This window comes from Streptomyces sp. NPDC002076, from assembly GCF_053593835.1.
Genome location: NZ_JBSFDI010000014.1, coordinates 152040 through 172548 on the forward strand (window position 1 = coordinate 152040; position 20509 = coordinate 172548).

At 72.3% G+C, this 20509-nt stretch carries 17 protein-coding genes; 12 read left to right on the forward strand and 5 right to left on the reverse strand.

What is annotated here, in order from left to right; genetic code table 11:
- Nucleotides 1-12 precede the first annotated feature (12 nt).
- The gene (locus tag ACWCQS_RS28120) at nt 13-759 is read left to right on the forward strand and encodes a GntR family transcriptional regulator (protein ID WP_451007034.1); all 747 of its coding nucleotides are present in this window, start codon (nt 13-15) and stop codon (nt 757-759) included.
- A gap of 154 nt (nt 760-913) precedes the next feature.
- Nucleotides 914-2068 carry a type ISP restriction/modification enzyme gene (locus ACWCQS_RS28125; RefSeq protein WP_451007035.1) on the forward strand — a complete coding sequence of 385 codons (1155 nt, stop codon included), beginning with the start codon at nt 914-916 and terminating at the stop codon, nt 2066-2068.
- Here the strand turns inward: ACWCQS_RS28125 and ACWCQS_RS28130 are convergent.
- Nucleotides 2065-2226 carry a hypothetical protein gene (locus tag ACWCQS_RS28130; protein ID WP_451007036.1) on the reverse strand — a complete coding sequence of 54 codons (162 nt, stop codon included), beginning with the start codon at nt 2224-2226 and terminating at the stop codon, nt 2065-2067. The genes ACWCQS_RS28125 and ACWCQS_RS28130 overlap by 4 nt on opposite strands.
- Before the next feature lie 16 nt (nt 2227-2242).
- On the opposite strand from ACWCQS_RS28130, the gene ACWCQS_RS28135 reads away from it, so the two are divergent.
- The gene (locus ACWCQS_RS28135; protein ID WP_451007037.1) at nt 2243-3451 is read left to right on the forward strand and encodes a CaiB/BaiF CoA transferase family protein; all 1209 of its coding nucleotides are present in this window, start codon (nt 2243-2245) and stop codon (nt 3449-3451) included.
- 13 nt (nt 3452-3464) lie between these two features.
- Here ACWCQS_RS28135 and ACWCQS_RS28140 read toward each other — a convergent pair whose 3' ends face one another.
- The 3 genes from ACWCQS_RS28140 to ACWCQS_RS28150 form a co-directional block, all read right to left on the reverse strand.
- Complete coding sequence (locus ACWCQS_RS28140; RefSeq protein WP_330340950.1) at nt 3465-3740, reverse strand: hypothetical protein; 276 nt, start codon at nt 3738-3740, stop codon at nt 3465-3467.
- A 126-nt stretch (nt 3741-3866) separates the two neighbouring features.
- Entirely contained in the window at nt 3867-4685 is an 819-nt protein-coding gene (locus ACWCQS_RS28145; RefSeq protein WP_451007038.1) for an anti-sigma factor, read from the reverse strand.
- A complete protein-coding gene (locus tag ACWCQS_RS28150; protein WP_388626520.1) occupies nt 4682-5224 on the reverse strand; it encodes a sigma-70 family RNA polymerase sigma factor in 543 nt (180 codons plus the stop codon). The genes ACWCQS_RS28145 and ACWCQS_RS28150 overlap by 4 nt, the downstream gene beginning before the upstream one ends.
- A gap of 220 nt (nt 5225-5444) precedes the next feature.
- Here ACWCQS_RS28150 and ACWCQS_RS28155 point away from each other — a divergent pair, with 220 nt between their 5' ends.
- The 4 genes from ACWCQS_RS28155 (at nt 5445) to ACWCQS_RS28170 (ending at nt 12260) form a co-directional block, all read left to right on the forward strand.
- The gene (locus ACWCQS_RS28155; protein ID WP_451007039.1) at nt 5445-6998 is read left to right on the forward strand and encodes a DUF4331 domain-containing protein; all 1554 of its coding nucleotides are present in this window, start codon (nt 5445-5447) and stop codon (nt 6996-6998) included.
- Between the two features lie 91 nt (nt 6999-7089).
- Nucleotides 7090-9063 (forward strand): hypothetical protein, encoded by a 1974-nt coding sequence (locus ACWCQS_RS28160; protein ID WP_451007040.1) that lies wholly within the window; start codon nt 7090-7092, stop codon nt 9061-9063.
- The gene (locus ACWCQS_RS28165) at nt 9060-10574 is read left to right on the forward strand and encodes a nickel transporter (protein WP_451007041.1); all 1515 of its coding nucleotides are present in this window, start codon (nt 9060-9062) and stop codon (nt 10572-10574) included. Before ACWCQS_RS28160 ends, ACWCQS_RS28165 begins: the two co-directional genes overlap by 4 nt.
- 60 nt (nt 10575-10634) lie before the next feature.
- Nucleotides 10635-12260 carry a serine/threonine-protein kinase gene (locus tag ACWCQS_RS28170; RefSeq protein WP_451007042.1) on the forward strand — a complete coding sequence of 542 codons (1626 nt, stop codon included), beginning with the start codon at nt 10635-10637 and terminating at the stop codon, nt 12258-12260.
- 18 nt (nt 12261-12278) lie between these two features.
- On the opposite strand, the gene ACWCQS_RS28175 is transcribed toward ACWCQS_RS28170, so the two are convergent.
- Nucleotides 12279-13073, reverse strand: coding sequence for an SGNH/GDSL hydrolase family protein (locus ACWCQS_RS28175; RefSeq protein ID WP_451007043.1), 795 nt, complete (start codon nt 13071-13073; stop codon nt 12279-12281).
- A gap of 240 nt (nt 13074-13313) precedes the next feature.
- On the opposite strand from ACWCQS_RS28175, the gene ACWCQS_RS28180 reads away from it, so the two are divergent.
- The 5 genes from ACWCQS_RS28180 (at nt 13314) to ACWCQS_RS28200 (ending at nt 20496) form a co-directional block, all read left to right on the forward strand.
- A complete protein-coding gene (locus ACWCQS_RS28180) occupies nt 13314-13712 on the forward strand; it encodes a hypothetical protein (RefSeq protein WP_451007044.1) in 399 nt (132 codons plus the stop codon).
- 369 nt (nt 13713-14081) lie between these two features.
- Nucleotides 14082-14903 (forward strand): glycosyltransferase family 2 protein, encoded by an 822-nt coding sequence (locus tag ACWCQS_RS28185; RefSeq protein ID WP_450982334.1) that lies wholly within the window; start codon nt 14082-14084, stop codon nt 14901-14903.
- On the forward strand, nt 14900-15892 hold the full coding sequence (locus ACWCQS_RS28190; protein ID WP_451007045.1) for a glycosyltransferase: 993 nt from the start codon (nt 14900-14902) through the stop codon (nt 15890-15892). Before ACWCQS_RS28185 ends, ACWCQS_RS28190 begins: the two co-directional genes overlap by 4 nt.
- Complete coding sequence (locus ACWCQS_RS28195) at nt 15885-16685, forward strand: polysaccharide deacetylase family protein (protein ID WP_451007046.1); 801 nt, start codon at nt 15885-15887, stop codon at nt 16683-16685. Before ACWCQS_RS28190 ends, ACWCQS_RS28195 begins: the two co-directional genes overlap by 8 nt.
- A complete protein-coding gene (locus ACWCQS_RS28200; protein WP_451007047.1) occupies nt 16678-20496 on the forward strand; it encodes a lipopolysaccharide biosynthesis protein in 3819 nt (1272 codons plus the stop codon). Before ACWCQS_RS28195 ends, ACWCQS_RS28200 begins: the two co-directional genes overlap by 8 nt.
- Nucleotides 20497-20509: the final 13 nt, after the last annotated feature.

A 20509-nucleotide genomic window follows, 5' to 3' on the forward strand; every position in this document is an offset into this window, starting at 1 on the left:
ACGGATAGCCGCGTGACCTCCTTCGCCCCGGATTCGATCGTCCTGAACCGCAAGCTGCCGCTGTGGTACCAGGTGTCGCAGTCGCTGCGCGCCTCGATACTCGGCCGCTCCCCCGAGGACCCGCTGCGGCTGCCCACGGAGGAGCAGCTGGCGGAGCACTACGGCGTGAGCGTACTGACCATGCGGCAGGCGCTGAAGGAGCTGGAGGACGAGGGACTGATCAGCCGCCACCGGCGGCGCGGCACGTTCATCGAGCCCGACGTCCGGCGGGGCGCGCCCGTCCGGCTGCTGGGCTCGGTGGACGCGATCGTGGCCCAGCAGTCCGGGATGACGACGGAACTGCTGGACCACGGCATGACACCGGTGCCGGCCGGTGTCACCGAGTACTTCCCGGGCCTCGCACAGGTGATGACGTACCACCGCCTACGCAGCGACGAGAAGACGGGCGAGCCGACCAACCACGCCGTCAACCACGTACGCCCCGAACTCGCCGCGCGCATCGACCTGGAGGACCTGGTCCGCTGGCCGATGACGAAGGTGCTGCGGGACGTGGTCGGGGCGGACATCAGCCGCATCACGGACACCGTTGAGGCACGGCTCGCGGACCCGGAGACGGCGCGGCTGCTGCAGGTGCCGCTGCTCAGTCCGATCCTGCACTACACAGGGGTGACGTATGACAGCGGCGGGCGGGTGCTGGATGTGGCGGTGATTCAGTATCGGGGGGACCGGTTCTCGTTCACGGTCACCCTGGATGCGTGAGCGCTCCGCGGGGTTCCGCCGCGATGGGGTGCCGCATCGTGTCGTCGGGCGCCTGCGGGTTCGTTGTGGCTGGGCGCGCCCACGCGGCGGAGCCGCACGTCGGACACGGCCTCGCGCCCCTTAGGGGCGCGACCCTGCAGGACGCTGTCGTACCATGCCCCGCGTGACGCACGACGACGCTCCGCCGCTGGCGGACCTCATGCCGTGGTCCGTCGCACCGCTGCGGCCCGGCCGCACCTGGCCGACGGCACCCGATCCCGGCTCCCTGAAGGCCCGCTGGGAGGCCCTGCTCAGGGCCGAGGGACCGGATCGCGAGGCCCTCTTCGAGCCGACCCGGGCCCGCACGCCGAACTCCGCGGTGAGCCAGCTCCCCGGCCAGTCCACCGGTACCGAGCGGCTGGCCCGCGCCGAGGGCCCCTGCGCCGAGCCGGTTCGCGTCCTGGCGGCGCCCTTCGACGAACAGTGGCTGATCCCCGACCACCGGCTGATCGACGCCGCGCGCCCGGAGTTGTGGCGGGTGGCGGACGCGCACCAGGTCTTCACGGTGGAGAGCGGAGACGAGAACGGCCCGCTCCTGGTGACCTCCCTGCTGCCCACCCTGCGCTCGGGCCGCGTCCGCCCGCTGTACCGCCGGCCCGGCGGCACGGAACCGAACCTCGCGTCAGGCCTCACGGCCCACCTCGCCGACCGCCTGGGCGAGTCCCCCACTCCGGTCGACGTCCTGTCCTGGATCCTGGCGGCCGCCACCGGCGACCTGACCGTCCCGCTCACGGACGACCCGGACGTCTGGTCGACCGGCGTCGAACTGGGCCGCCGCATGCTGTGGCTGATGCGCCGCGACGGCGAACGCCCCAAACTGCCGGGCGGCCGCCGCCCCTACGTCCGCGCGCCCCTGCCGGTCCGGCCCCTCACCCTGCACTACGACCAGGACGAGGAGACCCTCCACGTCGACGAGGGCCGCATCTCCCCCGTCCCACCGGAGGCATGGGACTACGAGGTGGCCGGGGCCCGGATCCTGGAGTCCTGGTTCACCACCCGCACGGCACCGGCCGAACCCGGCACCCTGGCGGCGATCCGCCCGGCCGGCTGGCCGCAGACCTGGACGTCGGAACTGCTCGAACTGATCACGGTCCTGTCCCTGCTGGCCGAACTGCGGCCGCAACGGGCCGAGTTGAAGGTGACGACCTCGATCACGGCGACCGACCTCCGGGAGGCGGGCATCCTCCCGGTACCGGAGGCGTCCCGCCGCCCCGCCTCGGTCCTGGACCATCACGAGGAGGGCCCGGAGGGCCAGTTCGCCCTGATCTAGCGGCGCCGCAGAGCGGCTTCCGGGCGGGCGATGTCCTCGACGTCCTTCACCCGCCGGGGCCGGGACGGATCCCGGACGGGCACGAGGGCGCGGGGAACTGCGCGCTCGGCCACGGCCAGGGTGGCGGATGCCGCACTGCTGACAAACCCGCCGGTCACGGGCCATGATCCGGGCATGGAACAGCCCACGGATCAGCAGCCCCTGCCCCTGGACGGCATCACCGTCGTCGCCGTCGAACAAGCCGTGTCCGCGCCCTTCGCGACCCGGCAGCTCGCCGACCTGGGAGCCAGGGTCATCAAGGTGGAGCGGGTCGACGGCGGCGACTTCGCGCGCGGGTACGACACCGCGGCCCGCGGTCTCGCCTCGCACTTCGTGTGGTGCAACCGCGGCAAGGAGTCCCTCGCGCTGGACCTGAAGGACCCACGCGGCCTGGAGGCCGTACGGCGGCTGATCGCGGACGCGGACGTCTTCGTGCAGAACCTCGCCCACGGGGCGGCGGCGCGGCTCGGCCTGGACGCGGCCACGCTGTGTGCGGCGCATCCGCGGCTGATCGCCGTGGACATCTCGGGGTACGGCTCCTTCGGCCCGTACGCGGACAAGCGGGCGTACGACATGCTCGTGCAGTGCGAGGCGGGGCTCGTGTCGGTGACCGGGACGCCGGAGCAGCCCGTGAAGGCGGGCGTCCCGGCGGCGGACATCGCGGCGGCCATGTACGCGTTCTCGGGCGTCCTGGCGGCTCTCGTCCGGCGCGGCACGACCGGGCGGGGCGGGCCGGTGGAGGTGTCGATGCTGGAGGCGCTGGCCGAGTGGCTGGGGCATCCGCTGCACCATGCGATGCACGGGGGTGAACCCCCGGCGCGCACCGGCCTGGCGCACGCCGTCATCGCGCCGTATGACGCCTATTCGACGGCGGACGGCGGACGCGTGCTGTTGTCGGTGCAGAACGACCGGGAGTGGCGGCGGCTGGCCGAACAGGTCATAGGGCGCCCGGAATTGGGGACGGACCCGACATACGCCACGAACGCGTCACGGGTCGCCAACCGGGAGAAGACGGACGAGCTGGTGGCGCGGGCCCTCGGCGTACTGGACGCCGAGGAGGCCCTGGCCCGGCTGGAGAAGGCGGGCCTCGCCTGCGCCCGGCTGCGTGACCTGCATGAACTGGCGGGGCATCCGCAGCTGGCGGCCCGGGAGCGGTGGCGTGAGGTGGGATCGCCGGTCGGGCCGCTGAAGGCACTGCTGCCTCCGATCACACTGCCGGGCGGGGACGAGGCGCGGATGGGTGATGTGCCCGCGCTGGGCCAGCACACCGGGGCGCTGCTGCGTGCCGTGGGGATGACGGACGACGAGATCGCAGCGATGCGCCGGGACGGCGTGGCGGCCTGAGCGCGCGGCGCGCTCAGTGTCGGTGGCCGCCGAACAGCGAACGGCGCAGTCGACGCAGCGGGGCGAAGAGCGAGACCCGGCTCACCCGGGCACCCCGGCCCGTACGCTCGTGCGTGGTGTCACGCGCCGTCAGCTCACGCATCAGCGAGGTCGCCTCGACCGTCTCCCGCTGCGGTATGGCGGGACCCGCCAGCACCGACAGATGGCGGTCGAGGCGCGAACTGGTCGCGCTGCTGCCGCAGGTGATCGCAGGGACCCTGGCCCTGCTGCGCACTGTTATCTGCTCCATGTCACTCCCCACCCGTACGAGTCCACCCGGCCCGGGCAGAGTAACCCTATCGCCCCAGAGGGGCACGCGTGTATCGCGCCCACAGGATTCACCTTCCCTGCAAGGGTGTTGACCATCCCTCTTTGACTACTCTCCGAATCCGACCGATTTCAGGGTGAGTTGGACAATGGGCTGGCTGGTGGGTTGCGCTGAGCCGCCGTCAGGCTCGACGGTCACCGCGAGTGACGTCGAGGAGGTGTCGAGACCTTTCGCGACCAAGGGCGTGTCGGCCGCGAAGAGCCCGAGGGAGCGCGGTTGCGCGCGGGGGCGCATGAGCCAGAGCTGACGGACGCGGCCGGCGGGCGGGCTGCCGTATCCGCTGAGGGTGACGACAGCCTCTCCCTCCGAGGCGGAAGCGATCACTCCGAACGCCCGGCCCTGGGCGTCCTTGCTGGTGGTGGCGCGGGCGTCGGGCGCGGCCAGAACGTGGGCGATCTCACGTCCCCGGACCCGCTCCGCGTCCAGCCGGTCCTGGGTGCGCTGGGCCTGCACGGCGAAGAGCGAGGCGACGACGAGGGCCGCCGCCGCGGTGGCCGTGGCGAACGGCACGAACAGGGGGCGCGTGCGGGGCGTACGGGTGCGGCCCGGCGGGGGCTGGGTGCCCCAGACATGCGGCGGCAGCTGGGGCGTGCGCTCCCGGGTCGGCGCCTTGGCTTCCTCCTGCGGGATCGTCTGTACGGCGGCCAGTACCCGCTCGCGCAGGGCGGGGGGCGCGTGGGCGGCCGTGGACCAGGCGAGGCGCACCGCGTCCTCGGCCAGTTCCCGCACCTCGGCGGCACAGCGGTCGCACCCTTGCAGGTGTTTCTCGAACCGGCGCCGCTCGCCCGGTTCGAGGGCGTCGAGGGCGTAGGGCGCGGCGAGGGAGTGCAGGTCCTCGCGGCGCAGCAGCTTGCCGAGGAAGCTCACGCGGCACCTCCCAGGCACTCGCGGAGCCGGGTGAGCCCGTCGCGCATCCGCGTCTTGACCGTGCCGAGCGGCAGCGAGAGCCGCTCGGCCACCTCACGGTAGGTGTAGCCGTCGTAGTAGGCGAGGGTCACGGACTGGCGCTGCAGGTCCGTGAGCCGGCGCAGACAGCGGCGCACCCACTCGCGCTCCATGCCGGCCTCGACCTCCTCGGCGACCTGGTCGAAGGCGGGCTCCCCGGCCCGCAGGGCCTCCCGCTGCTCGCGTTCGCCGGCCGCGCGGGCGCTGCGCACCCGGTCGACGGCACGGCGATGGGCGAGGGTGAGGATCCAGGACAGCGCGCTGCCCCGGCCGGGGTCGTACCGGGCGGCCGAGCGCCATGTCTCCAACAGCACCTCCTGGGCGACCTCCTCGGACTGGGCGGGGTCGCGCACCACCCGTCGTACGAGTCCGTACACCGGCCCGGACACCAGTGCGTACAGATCCTCGAACGCCCGCTGGTCGCCGCCCGCGACGAGCACCAGCAGCTCGTCCGCCCGCATGCGGGCCCCCTCTCCGTGGCCACAGCCGGCCCTACCGCGCACTCCACGCATCCGCACGACCGCACACCTCCCGCCGGAGATACGGATCGGCGGACCGAAAACGCGGGTCGGAGCGGGCCCAAAGTTTTTCCGCGGATTTTCTCCGTCCGACCAATCCGATCCGCGGGCCCGCTCCGAAGACCCGTCCGTCAAAGGCAAGTCGGCACTGAGGACGGACGGCATGACACCTCTCTTCTCCAGGGGGCCCTTCGCAAGGAGCGGCACGGGACGCACGGGCCTGGCCGCGCTCCTTTGCGGTGCGCTGGCGGCCGGAGGGCTCGCGGCGGCCGGCGCCGCCGCGCTGGAACCCGGGGCGGCCTCCGCCTCCTCCCACCGCGAGGCCCCGCTGATCTCGGGGACCCCGCAGTACGACAACACCGACCTGTACGCGTTCGTCAGCCCGGACAAACCCGACACGACGACGATCGTGGCGAACTGGATCCCGTTCGAGGAGCCGGCGGGCGGGCCGAACTTCTACACGTTCGCCGACGACGCCCAGTACGACATCCACATCGACAACAACGGCGACGCCCAGGGCGAGTTGGTGTTCCGCTACACCTTCAAGACCCATACGAAGAACGGGAACACGTTCCTGTACAACACGGGCCCGGTAACCAGCCTGGCCGACCCCGACCTCAACATCACACAGACGTACGACATCGATCTGATCCGGCTGAAGAACCAGCACGTGGTGGCGGACACCAAGCTCGCGGACGATGTGCCGGTGGCGCCGTCGGACGTCGGCAAGGCATCCATGCCGGACTACGGCAAGCTGCGTGCGCAGGCCGTGTACAAGACGGCGGGCGGTGCCGCGACCTTCGCCGGGCAGGCGGACGACCCGTTCTTCGCGGACCTGCGCGTCTTCGACCTGCTGTACGGCGGCAACCTCAGCGAGGTCGGCCGGGACACCCTGAAGGGCTACAACGTCAACACCATCGCCCTGCAGGTGCCGAACGACCTGATCCGCGAGTCGGCCGGGCAGCCGATCGTCGGCATCTGGTCCACCACGCAGCGCCGCAACGCGCAGGGGTACTACACACAGGTCTCGCGCCTGGGCAACCCGCTGGTCAACGAGGTGGTGAACCCGCAGAAGGACAAAGACAGGTTCAACGCCTCCCAGCCCTGGTACGACGCCCAGTTCCTGAAGAACGTCACCAACCCCGAACTGCCCAAGCTCATCGAGTCGATCTACAAGATCAAGGCGCCCAGTGAGCCGCGCAACGACCTGGTCGACGTCTTCCTGAAGGGCGTGAAGGGCCTCAACCAGCCCCCGAACGTGCGCCCTGCGGAGGAACTGCGGCTGAACACCTCCATCAAGCCGGCCATGCACCCCAAGCGTCTCGGCGTACTCGACGGCGACAACGCGGGCTTCCCGAACGGGCGCCGGCTCACCGACGACGTGATCGACGAGGCGTTGCAGGTCGTCGAGGGCGAACTGGTCGGCTCGAAGAACGACTTGGGCGACGCGGTGGACAAGAACGACAAGGGCTTCGAAAAGTACTTCCCGTACGTCGCCGAGCCCACCTCCGGTTCGCGCGGCCCGCTCGCCAAGGGCACGACGGCAGGCACGGACGTCCGAAGCCAGCTGGGCGACGCCCTGCAACCGGCCGGGTCCTCCGGCGGCTCCGGCAACACAGTGCTGATCGCCGCGTCGGCGGCCTCGGGCGCGGCCGGAATCCTGCTCCTCGGCACGGCCGTCGGCTGGTGGCGCCGACGCATGCGCCGCCCGTACTGACCCGCCCCACCCCAGACCGGCGCGGCCCGTATCTTCCCCTCCCCCACGACGGGCCGCGCCTTCCACACGACCGACGCACGCAGGAGACGGCATGGGCCCGCGCAGACAGGACGACGACATGGACGGGCGGAAGGGCGCCACCGGGCGGAAGGCCGACGCAGGGCACAGCGGTGACGCGGAGCAGCAGGCGAGCAGCGGGCGTCAGGACAGCCCCGGCCAGGAGGACAACACCGACGAGGAGGCGAGCAGCGGGCGGACGGGCAAGGCCGCACAGGAGGCGAGCGGCCGGCGTCAAGACAGCGCCGGCCAGGAGAACAACGCCAACCAGGAGGCGAGCAGCGCGCGGACGGGCAACGCTGTGCAGGAGGCGAGCAGCGCGCGGACGGGCAACGCCGCGCAGGAGGCGAGCAGCCGGCGTCAGGACAACGCCGGCCAGGAGGCGAGCAGCGCGCGGAGGGGCAACGCCGCGCAGGAGGCGAGCAGCGCGCGGACGGGCGACGCCGCGCAGGAGGCCGGCGGCCGCCGTCGGGACAGCGCCGGCCAGGAGGACAACGCCGGCCAAGAGGCGAGCGGCGGGGGTCAGGACGGCGCCGGGCCGATGGTGAGCGGCGGTGACGGCGATGTGCCGGAGGCTGCCGATCAGGGCCGCTCCGGCGCCGAACGGGTGGAGGTCGGTTCCGAGGCGGCTCCGGCCCCCGGAGCCGATGAGCGTGTGGCTGCCGTGCGGCGGTTTGCCGCTGCCGGGCGGCGTTGGCGGGCCGCCCGGCTCATCGGCTGTGCGGCGCTGTTGGCCGTGGCGGTGACCGGTGGGGCCGTCGCGCTCGGGGACAGTCGGACGCCCGTCACCGTGCCGGTCGCCTCGACCGCGGTGGATCCCGGGGTGCTCACCGGCGGTGGCCTGGACGCGAGCATCGCGGCGCTTCAGGCGCATCTGCGGACCCAGCCCAAGGACTCCGGCGGCTGGGCGACGCTGGGGCTGGCGTACGTCGAGCAGGCGCGGACCAAGGGGGACCCCGCGCGCTATCCGCAGGCGGACAAGGCACTGGGGCGGTCCCTCGCCCTGGTGCCGGACAACGATCAGGCGCTGGCCGGCCGCGCCGCCCTCGCCGCCGCCCGGCACGACTTCAAGGACGCCCTGACCTACGCGGACCAGGCCCTGCGGCAGAACCCGTACAGCGAGCGGGCGCTGTCCTCCCGTATCGACGCCCTGGTCGAACTCGGCCGGTACGCCGAGGCCTCGAAGGCCGCCGAGACCGCCGACGCCCGCAAGCCGGGTGTGCCGGTCTTCACCCGGTACGCGTATGTACACGAACTGCGGGGTGACGTGGTGACCGCACGCCGGGTCCTCAAGCAGGCGCTGGCGGGCGCCACCTCCCCGGGCGACATCGCGTACGTGTCCGCCCAGCTCGGTCAACTCGCCTGGAACCAGGGCGACTACAGGACCGCGCTCACCTACTACGCCCGTGCCCTCGCCGCCGACGACACCTACCTGCCCGCGCTGGAGGGCCGGGCGCGGGCGCAGGCGGCGAGCGGGGACCGCGCGGCGGCGATCAAGGGGATGGAGACCGTGGTGTCCCGGTATCCGCTGCCCGGTCCGCTCGTCGAACTGGGCGAGCTGTACGAGGCGCGTGGCGCGGCCGGCGACCGGACCAGGGCAAGGCAGCAGTACGCGCTCGTGGACGCCTGGATCGCGCTGGCCCGGGCCAACGGCGTCAACGCCGATCTCGACACCGCGCTGGCCGCCGCCGACCACGGCGACAAGGCGGCCGCCCTGCGCGCGGCCCGCGCCGAATGGGCCCGCCGGCACACCGTGCACACCGCGGACGCGCTGGCCTGGGCGCTGCATGTGAACGGCCGGGACGCCGAGGCGCTGCCATACGCCCGCCGGGCCACCGCCACCGGTTACCGCAACGCCGCCTTCCTGTACCACCGCGGCATGATCGAGCTGGCCACGGGCCACCGCACGGCCGGCCGCGCGTCCCTCACCTCGGCCCTGCGCCTGAACCCCGGCTTCTCCCCGCTCGGCGCGGCCGAGGCCCGCAAAGCCCTGGAGGCCACGCAGTGAAGCGACGCCTGCCCTTCCTCCTCCTCGCCGGGTGCGCGCTCGCGCTGCTGCCGGCCGGCCCGGCGAGCGCGCACCCGCTCGGGAACTTCACCGTCAACCGCTACGACGGCCTGGTCGCCGCCCCCGGACAGCTCCGCGTGGACCACGTCGAGGACCTCGCCGAGATCCCGGCGACCCAGGCCGGGCCCGACCTCCGGCGGTTGGGCACGGCCGAGTGGGCCCGGCAGCGGTGTGCGCGGGCCGCCGAGGGCAGCAGGCTCACGGTCGACGGCCGTACGGCCCCGCTGACCGCCGTCGGCGCCACGGCGCGGCTGCGTCCCGGTCAGGCCGGACTGCACACCCTGCGCGTGGAGTGCCGGCTGACCGCCCCGCTCCCCCGCGGCGCCACCGTGACCCTCGGCTTCCACAGCGCGGGTGCCACCGGGGGACCCGGCTGGCGGGAGATCACCGCGCGCGGCGACCGCATGACACTCACCGCGACCGACGTGCCGAAGACATCGGTCTCGCACGAACTGACCACGTATCCGAAGGACTTGCTGTCCTCTCCGGCGGACACCACCGCCGCCTCCGTGCGCCTGCGTCCCGGCGGCCCGGCCCTCGCCGAGGAGCGGCAGGCGGAACCGGGTGCCGCGATCCTGCCGCGGGGCGCCGACCGCTGGACCCAAGCGCTGGACGGCCTCGTGGCCCGCCACGACCTCACCGTCGGCTTCGCCGCGCTCGCGCTGCTCGTCGCGGTCGTCCTCGGCGCGCTGCACGCGCTCGCGCCGGGTCACGGCAAGACCCTGATGGCCGCGGCAGCGGCGGCCCGTGGGGGCCGGGCGAGGCTTCGGGACGTGCTGCCGCTGGCCGCCTCGGTCACCGTCACCCACACCCTCGGGGTGGTCGCCCTGGGCCTGCTGGTCACCGCCGGCTCCGCCGCCACGCCGTCGGTGATCGCCTGGCTGGGCATCGCGGGAGGGGCACTGGTCCTGGTGGCCGGTGCGGGCCTCGTACGGAGGGTGTGGTCCGCCCGCCACCATCACCCCGCGCACCAGGTGGGGCACACCCATGGGGGACACGCCCACAGCCACAGCCACAGCCACTCCAGTCACACCCACACCCACACCCACACCCATGAAGGCCACACCCACACCCACGGCGGTCACACCCACACCCACCCCACCGCCCCCACCCTCCGTGGCACCCTCCTGCTCGGTTTCGCGGGTGGGCTGGTGCCCAGTCCCTCCGCCGTGGTGGTCCTGGTCGGTGCCGCCGCGCTCGGGAAGGCCTGGTTCGGGCTGCTGCTCGTCGTGGCCTACGGCGCCGGGCTCGCGCTGACCCTCACCGCGGCCGGATTCGCCGTGGTGCGGTTGGGGTCGGGGATGAGCCGGGTGCTGGAGCGGCGTCCGCGCTGGACCAGCCACCCGGTGGCCGCGCTGGTACGCCGCTCCGTACCGCTCGCGTCGGCCCTGGTCGTCATGGCTCTGGGCGCCGGATTGGTACTCAAGGGGGCCGCATCCGCGCTCGGCTGAGCTAACTTGGGGTGAAATCACGCGACGGGGAGAAATCACGCGACTTGCCTTGGGGGCGCCGTGTCCGAAGAGCCGGGCCGCGAACGTGTGATCGCGGGCCGCTACCGACTGCTGTCCGCGCTGGGCGAGGGCGGCATGGGCACCGTGTGGCGCGCCCGGGACGAGGTGCTGCACCGCGAGGTGGCCGTCAAGGAGGTGCGGGCCCCGGCCGGGCTGCCGGCCTTTGACGTGGAGCGGATGTACGCGCGCCTGGAACGGGAGGCGTGGGCGGCCGCCCGGGTCGCGGGCCGCAACGTGGTCACGGTGTACGACGTGGCCGTGGAGGGCGGCCGGCCGTGGATCGTGATGGAGCTGGTACGCGGGCTGTCGCTCGCCGAGCAGCTGGAGGCGGAGGGTCCGCTGTCGCCGCAGCGGGCCGCGCACATCGGCGCCGAGGTGCTGTCCGCGCTGCGCGCCGCGCATGCCGCAGGGGTGCTGCACCGGGACGTGAAGCCGGCCAATGTGCTGCTCTCCAACGACGGCCGGGTGGTGCTGACGGACTTCGGGATCGCCTCGGTCGAGGGCAGCTCCGCGCTGACCATGACCGGCGAGGTGATCGGCTCGCCCGAATTCCTCGCCCCGGAGCGGGCGTTGGGGCGGACGCCGGGCCCGGAGTCGGATCTGTGGTCGCTGGGGGTGCTGCTGTACGCGGCGGTGGAGGGCGTCTCGCCGTTCCGGTACGACACCCCGATCAGCACCCTGCGCGCCGTGGTGGACGAGGAGTTGCCGCCGCCGCACCGGGCCGGTCCGCTCACCCGGGTCATCGAGGGGCTGCTGCGCAAGGACCCCGCCGAGCGGCTGGACGCCGAGCGGGCGGAACACGAGCTGCGGATCGTAGCGGCCGGGGGTGCCCCCTCCGGGGGAGGTGCGCCCCGGGCGGCCACGATGCCGGTGCCACCGTACGCCACCCCGACGGTCGCGGCCCCGCACCGACCGCCCTCCCCGACCCCGCCGCTGCCCATGCCCGGCACCACGGCGTCCACGGCGTCCGACGAGCCGCGGCGCAACCGGCGGGCGGGCGCGGTGCTGGTGGCGGGCCTGCTCCTGGTCGCGCTGGCGCTGGCGGGGCTGACGTACGGGCTGCTGAACCGTGACAACGGCGGTGGCAAGGGAAACGCGGGCGGCGACACCCGGACGAGCGGTGGTGCGCGGACGCCGACGGCGCAAGGCAGCACACAGTCGGGCACGACCGCGCCGCCGTCGGCGAGCAGCAGCACGTCGGCGAACACCCAGCCCGCGCAGTCCGTGCAGGTCACCGTGGCCGGCACGGACACGACCTACTCCGGGACCTGCCCGCCGCCGGACGCGCGGACGCCCACCTTCACGGCGACGTTCACGGTGGGGCGGCTGCCCGCGCAGGTGGAGTACCGGTGGGTGACGACACGCGGATCGGTGTCCGACCCCGGATGGCACACGCTGTCGTTCCCGGACGGCGGCGGGAAGAGCCGGCAGGTGCGGGTGACACTGACGGTGTATCACGGCAGCGGGACGACCGAGGACCGGATCGGCGTGAAGGTGCGCGCTCCCGTGCAGACCACGTCGAACGCGGTCCCGTTCTCGGTGAGCTGTACGACGGCCACGGCGACGGAGACCCCGTCGGGCGGGGCCTCCGCTTCGGCATCGGGCTCACCGCCGAGTTCACCCTGAGGGGCGAGCCCGTTCGGATCACGCGTTGTTCGTGAACACCGGCAGATAGCCGCCGGAGTGGCCGGCCGCGGTGGGGTGGTACGACTCGCTGATGTCGAGCCAGTTGACGCTGTGCAGCCACGAGTCGCCGGAGCAGATCTCGTGGGTGGAGAAGGCGGTGCGGACGTCGCCGAAGACGAAGCCGTGGGCCTGGGCGCGCTTCTGGATGGCGGCGTCGATGTAGTCGGCCGCGCCGTTGATCGCGGACCGCTTGGTGTCGGAGAGTCCGAGGCAGGTCTGGCCCAGCAGGTAGAAGCGGGGGTAGCTGAGCACGACCACCCGGGCATTGGGTGCCTTGGCACTGATCGCGTTGTAGACGGTGTCCAGCTTGCCGGGGAGCGTGGAGTCGACGTACGCCTTCGCGGTGTTGATCCGGTCGATGCAGGCGCTGTCGGACTGGATCACACAGGTCGTCATGACGTCGGAGAATCCCGCGTCGTTGCCGCCGATGGTGATGGACACCAGTGAGGTGGCGGAGTTCAGGGAGCCGAGCTGGCCCGCCATCACGTCGTCCGTCGTGGCGCCCGAGCAGGCGTTGAAGGCGAACGAGGACGGGCTGTGGGCGGCGTTCCACAGGTACGGGTACGCCTTGGTGCTGCGGTCGCAGGAGCCACTGGAGCTGATGTAGCTGCCCGCGCCGACTCCGGAGGAGTAGGAGTCGCCGAGTGCCACATAGCCACCGGTCGCGGCGGTCGCATGGCCGGCGCCCGTGAGACCGAGGCCGGCGGCGAGGAGGAGCGAGGTAACGAATCCGGTAAGTCGGGAACGTCTCATGGAACCTCCCTTTAGCAGGATCTCTGCCTCAACCGTCGTAGCAACTACGCGTGTTGACGGGAAGTGTCCATGCCAAGACTTTTGCGGTCTCAACGGGATCAACGCGAAACGTTCACCGCTCATCTATTGCATGGACATGCCACTTCTGTTGACGGTTCGACAACCGCCTTCTTGACGACCCCACATGAACTGCGCCACATTGAAGCCCGGCATCCGGCGCGTCGGGGGGCAAAGTCGCCAATGCAGACCATACGCAACAAGACATCTTCATTGCCGCTGCTCGCGGGGGCCGCGACCGCCGTGGCGCTGACCGGCGCGCTGCTCGCTCTCATCGACGCGGCCTCTCCGCTGCGCGGCCCGTGCACTCTGCTCTTCCTGCTGACGGCGCCGGCGGTGGCACTCGCCGCAGCTCTGCGCGGGCTGGATCCCTTCGGCCGTGCACTCTGTGCGCTTGCGGGCTCGGTCGTCGTCAACATGCTGGTCGCCCAAGGCATGCTCGCGGTCCACCGCTGGTCGGTGCGCGGCGGGGTGGTCGCGATGACCGTACTGAGCCTGCTGCTTCTGCTGCTGGTCGTGCTCCGGGAACGAATTTCCGGAAAACGCACACAAGACCGAGCAACTCCGGCCAAAGTTGTGTAACGACCAAACCAACAAAATCGTGAGGCAGCCACACAGGGGTTGCCTTTAGGGTTCAATCGTCAATACCGTCGTACATCTCACCCGCACCGGCACGTCGGCACTCGGCACCAGGGGAGGGCTCAGGGGCCGTGGCGTCCACCGGCGCGGGGCGCGGTAGGGGGGTGCCGTGCTCGGTGACCGCAACTGTGACCGAGTCGTGCCGCGCGACCGGCTGCCGTCTTTCTCCGGCGGACCGGCCAGCTTTGCCAGCTCATCGGCGTGCACGGAGATCATTTCACCGCGCCGAAGATGAGAACCCCCCTTTCGAACCGGACACAGAGCCGGGCCGCCCGGGGGTGGGCGGTCCACCGGACGAGAGGGAAAAGACTCATGAGTTCCGTCCTGCGCCCGCCGAGTTCGGGGCAAGATCCTTTAATCGCCGCGCACTACCGGCCGATCTCCTCTCACCTCGCGATCACTCCGCCGGTGAGCGTGGTGATTCCCGCCATGAACGAGGCGGAGAATCTGCCCTACGTCTTCAAGACGCTTCCGGACTGGATACACGAAGTCGTCCTGGTGGACGGCAATTCCACGGACGACACCGTCGAGGTGGCCCGGTCCCTGTGGCCGGACGTCAAGGTCGTCGAACAACGGGGCAAGGGCAAGGGGGATGCCCTGATCACCGGGTTCGAGGCCTGCAGCGGCGACATCATCGTGATGGTCGACGCGGACGGCTCCGCCGACGGCAACGAGATCGTGTCGTACGTCTCCGCGCTGGTCTCCGGCGCCGACTTCGCCAAGGGCTCGCGCTTCGCCAACGGCGGCGGCACCGACGACATGACCTTCATCCGCAAGCTCGGCAACTGGGCGCTGTGCACGGTCGTCAACCGCAAGTTCGGCGCCCGCTACACCGACCTGTGCTACGGCTACAACGCGTTCTGGCGGCACTGCCTCGACAAGATCGACCTCGACTGCACCGGCTTCGAGGTCGAGACGCTGATGAACATCAGAGTGGTCAAGGCCGGCCTGAAGGTGCAGGAGATCCCGAGCCACGAGTACCTGCGCATCCACGGCACCAGCAATCTGCGGGCCGTGCGCGACGGTTTCCGGGTGCTCAAGGTCATCCTCGGGGAACGCTCCAACCGGCGCGAACTGCGCCGCCAGGAACACCACTCGCCGATGCTCGACACGGTCCGGGGAGAGGTGTCTTGAGAGATCCCGGCATCTCCGTCGTGATCTGCGTGTACACCGAGGACCGCTGGGAGGACATCCTCGCGGCGGTCTCCTCGGTGCGCGCGCAGTCGTACCCGGCGCTGGAGACGCTCCTGGTCGTGGACCACAACCCGGCCCTGAAGGACCGGCTGGAGCGCGAGTACAAGGAGGCCGGCGGCGTCCGGGTGCTGGCCAACGCGGGCCCGCGCGGCCTGTCCGCCGGCCGCAACACCGGCATCGCCGCCTCCCACGGCGAGGTCATCGCCTTCCTGGACGACGACGCCGTGGCCGAACGCGACTGGCTGCGCCGCTTCGCCGAGTGCTACGCCGACCCGCGCGTCATGGCGGTCGGCGGCCGCACGGTGCCCGTCTGGGCCTCGGGCCGGCGGCCGGCCTGGTTCCCGGAGGAGTTCGACTGGGTGGTGGGCTGCACCTACAAGGGGCTGCCGCCGGGCCGGGTCCAGGTCCGCAACGTACTGGGAGGAAACGCTTCCTTCCGGCGTACGGCGTTCGAGGCGGCGGGCGGCTTCGCCACCGGGATCGGCCGCGACGGCGACCGCCGCCCGCTGGGCTGCGAGGAGACGGAGCTGTGCATCCGCCTCACCCGGGCCCGCCCCGACGCCGTCCTGCTCATCGACGACCGCGCGGTGATCCATCACCGGGTGCCCGAGCCCCGCGAGCACTTCGCCTACTTCCGCACCCGCACCTACGCCGAGGGCCTGTCCAAGGCGCTGGTCGCGAAGAGCGTCGGCGCAGACAAGGGCCTGGAGTCCGAACGCCGGTACACCACCAGGGTGCTGCCCGCGGGGGTCGCTCGCGGCCTGCGGGACGCGCTGCTGGCCCGGCCGGGCGGCGCGGGGCGCGCGGGCGCGATCGTCGCCGGGGTGCTGAGCGCCGCCGGCGGCTACGCGCTGGGCAGCCTGCGGGCGGCGCGACGGGGCGGTACGACGTTCTCGGTGGCGCCCATCGAAGGGGGAACAGGTGAGTGACACGCCCGTACCGATCCTCATGTACCACTCCGTCGCCACCGCGCCCAACGACGCCACCCGTGCCCTCTCGGTCGCGCCGGAGGCGTTCGCGGAGCAGATGGCGCTCATCGGCGACCTGGACCTGACGCCGGTCACCGCCGCCGACCTCGCGGCCCGCTGGCGCTCCGGCCGCCCGCTGCCCGCCCGGCCGGTGCTGATCACCTTCGACGACGGCTACGAGGGCGTGCACCGGCACGCGCTGCCCGTCCTCGCCAAGCACGGCTTCCCGGCCACCCTGTTCGTCTCCACCGGCTGGATCAGGGGCGCTCACGACACCGGGGGCGGCCTGGACACCATGCTCGACTGGGGGCAGGTGCGCGAACTGGCCGCCGCCGGCGTCGAGATCGGCGGGCACAGCCACACCCATCCCCAGCTCGACCAGCTGGGCGACGCCGTGCTGCGCACGGAGCTGACCCGCTGCACGGAGATCGTCCGGGACGAACTCGGCAACCGGCCGGCGTCTTTCGCCTACCCCTACGGCCACTCCGACCGCAGGGTCCGCCAGGCCGTGCGCGAGGTGGGGTACGGCCAGGCCCTCGCCGTCGGCAACGGCCTCGCCCGCCGCCGCCAGGGGCCGTACGCCCTCCAGCGGGTCACGGTCCGGCGCTCCACCAGTGTGGAGGAGTTCGAGCGGCTGCTCCACGGCCGGGCCATCGCCCGCACCTTCGCCAGGGATCGCGCCCTCACCAAGGGCTACGCCCTCGTCCGCAGAGCCCGTCAGGTCCGCCGGAAGGCCATCCGTTCCCGTGTCTGACACGACCACCACGACCGAGTCCACGACGACCGGCGCCGAGACATCCCAGAAGTCCGGGCGCCGCCTCCGCCTGCCCGGCACCGGCCGGTCCGCCGGCGGCAGCCCGCTGTTCCGCAACGCCTACGCGCTGATGCTCAACACCGGCATCTCCGCCGTCCTCGGACTCGGCTTCTGGCTGGCCGCGGCACGCTACTACTCCGAGTCGGCGGTCGGGCAGGGCTCGGCCGCCATCGCCGCGATGAAGTTCCTCGCCGGGCTGACGGCGGTGACCCTGACCGGCGCCCTGGCCCGGTTCATCCCGGTGGCCGGCAGACGCACCGGCCGGCTCGTCTTCGGTACGTACGCGGGCAGTTCCCTGCTCGTGGCGCTCGCGGCGGGTGTCTTCCTGCTGACCCTGGACACCTGGGGGCCGTCGTACCGCTTCCTGCACGGGACGGTCAACGGGCTCGGCTTCATCGCGGCCGTCATCGCCTGGAACGTGCTCACCCTGCAGGACGGTGTGCTGACCGGGCTGCGCAGCGCGACCTGGGTGCCGGTGGGCAACACCGTGTTCTCGGCGGTGAAGCTGGCCCTGCTCGTCGCGTTCGCCGTCGCCATCCCCACCACCGGTGTCTTCGTCTCCTGGGTGGCCGCGATCGCCACCTCGGTGGTGCCGCTGGGCTGGCTGGTGTTCCGCCGGCTGGCGCCCCGGCACGTCAAGGCGACCGAGGGACGCGCCGAGCCGCCGACGCTGAAGCAGGTCGGCAGGTTCCTGGCCGGGGACTACACCGGCTCGCTGTTCTCCCTCGCGGTGATCTACCTGGTTCCGGTGCTCGTCGCCTCGCAGGTCAGCTCCGCGGAGAACGCGTACTTCTACATCGCCACCACCATCGGCGGCACGACCGATCTGCTCGCCATCAACATGGGCGCGTCGCTCACGGTCGAGGGCTCGCACGACCCGGCACGGCTGGCCGCCTACACCCGCGCCGCGCTGAAGCGGATGGCCCGGATCATGCTGCCCATCGCGGCCCTGTGGATCATCGGCGCGCCCTGGATCCTCGGCGTGTTCGGCGCGGGCTACGCGCAGGCGGCGACCCCGCTGCTGCGCTGGCTCGCGATCGGCTCGGTGCTGCGGGTGGTGATCGAGACCTACTTCGCGGTGCTGCGCGCGCGCAGCCGCACCGCCGGACTCGCCTGGCTCCAGGGCCTGTTGTGCGCCCTGACGCTGAGCCTGACGCTGCTGCTCCTGCCCCGGATGGGGCTGACCGGCGCGGGCCTCGCCGAGGCCGCGAGCCTCGCGGTGATCGCCGCGATCGCCGCGCCGAGGCTCTGGAGGACGATCCGTACCGCGGCCGACGCCGTGCCCGACACGGCGGCACCCGACGGGGACCTCGCCGATCTGGGGGCCCGTGAGATCCCGTCGCCCTCACCGGCGCGCCGGCCCGGCCCGGCCTGGGCGCTGGACTCCGACACCCTCGCCCTCGGCATCCACGTCGACTTCGACCATGTGGAACGCCGTCCGGACGTCCGCCCGGGCCCCGGCACCCCGCCCGCCGGTACGCCGGTGCCCGTACTGGGCCTGCCGGTCGAGGAGCGGGAGCCCGGCGGTGAGGCCTCGCTGGGCCCGGCCGAGGCCGAGCTGCTGCGTGAGGCGGAGGCGGCGGGGGTCGACGCGCCGTTCACGGAGGAGGAGCTGGAGGCGTCCGTCGGGAGAATCGACTCCGTGGCGGAGACCGACGCGTCCCTCGCGCAGGAGGCCGTACCGGACGAACCCGTGCCCGGCGAACCGCCGGGCCCCGTGCCGCTCCGGCAGCGGCTGCTGCCCACCCGCACCGGTGTCGTCCTCGGCTGTCTGCTGTTCGCCGCGCTGCTGCTGTACTGGGTGCCCGCGCTGCGGCTCGGCGAGGCCGACCTGGACCGGATGGGCGGGCTCGGGCTGATCTCGGTGCTGCCGCTGCCGACGCTGGCCGGCGCGGCCCTGCTGGTGATCGTCTTCGCCGCGCTGCTCTGGCTGCGCCGCGAGCACCGGGCGCTGCTGCTGCTCACGCTGCTCGCGACGGTCGTCTCGCTGCACGCGCTGCCGGCGGTGATCGAGACCGAGCCGCGGTTCCCGACGGCCTGGCAGCACCTGGGCTTCATCGACTACATCGACCGCACCGGGTCCGCCGTACCGGACCTGGACGCCCGCTGGAGCTGGCCGGGCTTCTTCGCGGTGGCCGCGTTCGTGGGCCGGGCCTGCGGGGTCAGCGACTTCACCGAGGTGATCCGCTGGTGGCCGACCGCCATCCAGCTCGCCTATCTGGCCCCGATGTTCCTGCTCACCCGGTCCCTGCGGGCGAGCTGGCGGGCGAAGTGGACCGGCGTCTGGCTGTTCGTGCTGTGCGGCTGGGTCGGCCAGGACTACTTCTCGCCGCAGGGCTTCACCTATCTGCTGTACCTGATGTTCGTGGCGATCCTGCTGGTCTGGTTCCGCCCGCCGCGGGTGATCTGGACGAAGTTCCGCCCCGGCGAGGCCGAGGTGGAACCCGCCGACCGCCGCCGGCGAGCGGTGCTCCTGCTGGTGCTGATCGGCCTGTACGCGGCGAGCGTGCCCGCGCACCAGCTCACCCCGTTCGTCATGCTCGGCGTGCTCACCGCCCTCGTCCTGCTCGGCCGGTCCGAACTGCGCGGGCTGCCGTTGCTGTTCGCGGTGCTGGTCGCGGTCTGGGTGGGATTCATGGCCGAGCCGTACTGGTCGGGGCACTTCAACGACCTGTTCGGCGGGGTCGGCGGCGTCGGCAGCAATGTCTCGACCTCCGTCTCCGGCCGTATCCAGGGCGGGAACTCCACCCACAAGCTGGTGCTGTACACCCGGGTGCTGCTGGCCGGCTCGGTCATGGCGTTCGCCTGCTGGGGCTGGTGGCGCCGGCGCTTCCACCGCTACCGCGAACGCTCGCTGCTGGTGCTGACCTTCGTGCCGTTCCTGGGCTTCGGCATGCAGTCGTACGGCGGTGAGATGGCGCTGCGCGTCTTCATGTTCGCGGTGCCCGGCGCGGCCCTGCTCGGCGCCCTCGCCCTCTTCCCGCGCACCGGCGTCACCGCGCAGGAACGCGAGAAGGACCGGGTGAGCCTCGCCCCGCTGGCCGCGCTGCTCGCCGGACTGCTGCTGATGGGCGGCTTCCTGGTGGCCCGCTGGGGCAACGAGCCGTTCGAGCGCACCCGGCCCGGCGAGGTCGCGGCCATGAACTGGGTGTACGCCCACGACAAGCCGACACTGCGGCTGCTGTGGCTGACCCAGGACACGGTCAACGACGTGACCCCGGCGATGCCCTGGGGGTCGAAGGACATGGAGCGGGTGAACTATGTGCCGACGCTCGCACCGACCGACCCGGTGCTGGTGTCCGGCCTGGTCAAGGCGCTCAAGGACGCCGGCCCGAACTCATATCTGATGATCAACAAGAGTCAGGTGACCTATCTGCAGCTGGACGCGGGCTACTCGGCGACCTGGGAGCCCCGGCTGATCGAGAACCTGGACGACCGGCAGGAGCTGACGAAGGTCCTGGTCAACCACGATGTCACCGTGTTCGCGCTGCGCAGGCAGCCGGCCGGCGCGGTGCCGAGACCGCACCCGGGGCCGATCGGGCCACAGGTGACCTGGACCCCGTGGTCGGTGGTCGGCGCGCTGGCCGCCGTCATCCTGATCCTGCTGCTGGCCGCCCGGGAGGTCGTACGGGTCGCGGTGCGGCCCGGCGTGCGCCAACTGCGGCTGCTCCAGGGCATGTTCTGGTTCGCGCTGCCCCTGCTGGCAGTGGTGCTGGCCTCGCTGGTGCAGCGGTTCCTGACCATGAAGTGAGGGTGGCTCGGCC